At 67.0% G+C, this 4,116-nt stretch carries 2 protein-coding genes; both read left to right on the top strand.

Annotation, left to right across the window (positions count from 1 at the left end; genetic code table 11):
* On the top strand, positions 1–3,298 hold a 3,298-nt coding region (locus H7841_17895; GenBank protein MEO5338734.1), incomplete at its 5' end, for a hypothetical protein.
* Between the two features lie 616 nt (positions 3,299–3,914).
* A partial coding sequence (locus H7841_17900) for a hypothetical protein (GenBank protein MEO5338735.1) occupies positions 3,915–4,116 on the top strand: 202 nt, incomplete at its 3' end.

Consider the following 4,116-nt stretch of genomic DNA (forward strand, 5'->3'; position numbering starts at 1 on the left):
ACGGATCGTCGGCGGCGGATCGACGACCCTCGTCGGCACGGCGGGCGGGAACACCCTGGACTTCAGCGCGACCGAACTGGTTGGCGTGGCGGCCATCGACGGCGGGGCGGGCGGCGACAACATCAAGGGCACGGCATCGGCCGACACGATCATCGGCAATACCGGGGACGACTACGTCTACGGCAATGCCGGGGACGACGTGCTGGTCGGCGGAACCGGCAATGACCGGGTCTACGGCGGCGAGGGGACGGATACCGCCTCGTTCTCCGGAAACTGGGCCGACTACACCATCACCAGAAATGCGGACGGCAGCTTCACCATCGTCGACAAGGTGGCGGGCCGCGACGGCACCGACGTGGCGCGTGAAATCGAAACCTTCAAGTTTGCCGACGGCACCACTACGGCGGCCACGATCTTCGACGGTCCCGACAAGACCGCGTCGGCGCCCGGTCTTTCCGTGGCCGGGGTCGAGGGAACCGAGGATCACTCCATCGCCCTGAACGTCTCGGCGGCGCTGACCGATACCGACGGTTCGGAGACCCTGTCCGTGGTCATCTCCGGCGTGCCCGAGGGGGCGACCCTGTCGGCCGGCACCGATAACGGGGATGGTTCCTGGACTCTGACCTCCGGCCAGCTTTCCGGCCTGAACCTTACTCCGCCCGCCGACTACAGTGGATCGTTCGATCTGACCGTGACCGCGACCTCGACCGAGAGCGCCAACGGGGCCACCGCGACCGTCAGCGGTGTCATGCCGGTCCAGGTGGCGGGCGTGGCCGATACGCCGATCGTGACGGCGGCGGCGGCCTCCGGCACGGAGGACCATCCCATCGCGCTGAATCTTTCGGCGGTCGCGAGCGATGCCTCCGAGAGCCTGTCCTCCATCGTGGTCTCCGGCGTTCCGGAGGGGGCGAGCCTATCTGCCGGCACCGACAACGGCGACGGGACCTGGACTCTGACCTCCGGCCAGCTTTCCGGCCTCTCCATCACCCCGCCTCACGACTACAGCGGCAGCTTCAGCCTGACCGTGACCGCGACGGCGGCGGATGGAGCCGACACCGCCTCCTCGACGGCCACCCTGAACGTGAGCGTGGCGGGCGACGCCGACGCGCCGACGGTGACGGCGGCGGCGGCGGTCGGCAGCTATAACCGCGATCTGGCGCTCACCATATCCGCGGCGGTGACGGACGGCTCGGAGAGCCTGTCCGCGATCACCATCGCCAACGTTCCCGACGGTGCCTTGCTGTCTGCTGGGACCGACAACGAGGACGGAACCTGGACCCTGCTGCCCGAAGATCTGGAAGGGCTGGTCATCACGCCCCCGCCCGGGTTCTGGGGAAGTTTCGAACTGACGGTCATGGCCGAATCCGCGGACGGCGCCGACACGGCGACGACCATCGTGACCTTGCCGGTCACCGTGGAAGACCCGTCGATCCACGGCGGCAGTTCGCCGGACGACGACACCCTGGTGGGCAGCATCGGCAACGATTCCCTGGCCGGCGGCGTCGGCAACGACCTGCTGTCGGGCGGGGCCGGCAACGATACCCTGGATGGCGGCGAGGGCGACGACCGGCTGTCCGGCGGGAGCGGCAACGACGTGCTGAAAGGCGGCGCCGGCGTCGATACCGTCGACTACGGCGACAGCGGAGCGGCCGTCACGGTCAGCCTGTCGTCCAACAAGGCGAGCGGCGGCGAAGGCAACGACGTGCTGTCGTCCATCGAAAGCGTCACCGGTTCCGCCTACGACGATACCCTTGCCGGCAACAGTGCGGTCAACGTCCTGCGCGGCGGGGCGGGCAACGACGTCATCGATGCGTCCAGCGGCAACGACAGCCTTTATGGCGGCGCGGGCGACGACACGCTGAAGGGGGGGGCGGGAACCGACACCGTCGTCTATACGGACGCCACCGGGCCCATGGTCGTCAATCTGGCGAGCGGCACGGCGACCGGCGAAGGCAACGACACCCTCGCCACCATCGAGAACGCGACCGGGTCCGGCCATGGCGACATTCTGACCGGCAGTACCGGAAACAACGTCCTGAAGGGCGGGGCCGGCAACGATACATTGGACGGCGGTGTCGGCAACGACAGCCTTCACGGCGGGGCGGGGAACGATGTCCTGGTCGGCGGGGCCGGAACCGATTCGGCCTTCTATACCGACTCGACATCGGCTGTGACGGTGAACCTGACGACGGGCCTGGCGACGGGCGAGGGGACGGATTCCCTCTCCGGCATCGAGTATGCCTACGGGTCGAGCTTCAGCGATAGCCTGACCGGTGATGGGGCGAGCAACCTGCTCAGCGGCGGGGCGGGCAACGATGTTCTGGCCGGCATGGCGGGCAACGACAAGCTTCATGGCGGCGCCGGGGACGATATCCTGGACGGCGGCGCGGGGACCGATTCCGCCTATTTCACCAACGCCACCCAAGGGGTGGAAGTGGACCTGGCCGCCGGGACGGCGGTCGGCGAGGGTACCGATACGCTGACCGGCATCGAATACGCCTACGGCTCCGCCCACGACGACACGCTACGCGGCACGACGGGCAACAATCTGCTTTCCGGCGGAGCCGGAAACGACCTGATCGATGCCGGTTCGGGGAACGACAACCTGACCGGCGGTCTGGGGGACGATATTCTGGTCGGCGGCGCCGGCACCGATACCGTCACCTACGGCAATACCGGGGTGACCGTCGACCTGGCGGCGGGAACGGCCTCGGGCGGGGATGGCACCGACAGCCTGTCGGGGATCGAGCGCATCACCAGCGGCAAGGGAAACGACACCCTGACCGGCGATGGCGGCGACAACATCCTCAATGCCGGGGCCGGCAACGACGTCCTGGACGGTGGCGCCGGGACCGACACTCTTTACGGCAGCACGGGCAACGACCTTCTTTCCGGAGGGGCCGGCAACGATCGCCTTGAGGGCGGCGACCAGAACGACGTCCTGGATGGCGGCATCGGCAACGACACCCTGCTGGGTGGCAAGCATGACGACACCCTGACGGGCGGTCTGGGTGACGACACGATGTGGGGCGGCACGGGAGACGACCTGTTCAACTTCGGCGCGGGAAGCGGCCATGACGTGATCCATGGCGAAGACGGTTGGCTGGATACGGTCAAGCTGCAGAACGCCGATGGCAGCGCGGCTCAGGCCGGCGAGTGGAGCCTGGAACTGACGTCGGGAAGCATCGAAAGCCAGGCCGACCAGTACGTGCAGCTTTCCGAGGATGCGGTGGGCAGCGTCACCTTCCATGACGGCAGCAAGCTGGATTTCGACGGCATCGATCGGATTCAGTGGTAAGCAGGGCATGTGTGGACGACCGCCTGGATGCAAGGGGAAGCTGACGCGGTAGCTTGTGTGGTCTGGTGCGGTCATGTGTTCGGCCTCGCAAGGAGCGGTATAGGTGACCGCGGGCCATGATGAAATCCGCGAACCGGGTCCCAATCAATCGGACGTGCCATTTGCACATTGCCCTGGAAGGGTCTTCCCGGTTCCCGGCCTGACCGGGTTGCCATTACGTCACATTCACCCTTGCATGTTCCGTTCCCCTATTCATGTCGCGTCATGTTGCGAATCAGGCTGTGCGGGCCATCTTGTTGGCCAAGGCGACCGAGGCCTGGCGGGCGGATTTGCGCTCCAGCAACGCCTTCAGCCAGTCCGGCCTTGCCGGGCGCCTTGTCGCAGGCGTAGCGGAGCACGCTGGTGGCGCAGGTAACTGTCGCCGGCCTTTGGTGATACCCCCCAAGCGACCCTTGCCGCCGGTAGAATTCTGCCTTGGCAATCGGGTGAGGACGGAGGGGCATGCCGCCGCGGGCGTGATGGGGCGCTCGCTTTCCTTGGGCTCCTTCAATCGATTCCCCTCGCGAAACGAGCCCCCGCCCTTGCCTGTTCGCTCGCCAATGGGGCAGGATGGGGCATGGCTTTGCGCCTCGTCCCGTTCCAGGGGGGATTTGGCGCGTGGTCGATAAATTCTCTCCCCGAATCGATTGAGGGCGGCGACCATGCGGGCGCCGCCCTTGCCCCCTCCCCATGCTGGTGGCAGGATTGGCGCATGCGTATTTGGCTTGCCTCGCTTCTGGTCCTGTTTCTTGCCGCCGGGACGGTTCGGGCCGATCCGG

This window comes from Magnetospirillum sp. WYHS-4, assembly GCA_039908345.1.
Classification (GTDB): Bacteria; Pseudomonadota; Alphaproteobacteria; order Rhodospirillales; family GLO-3; genus JAMOBD01.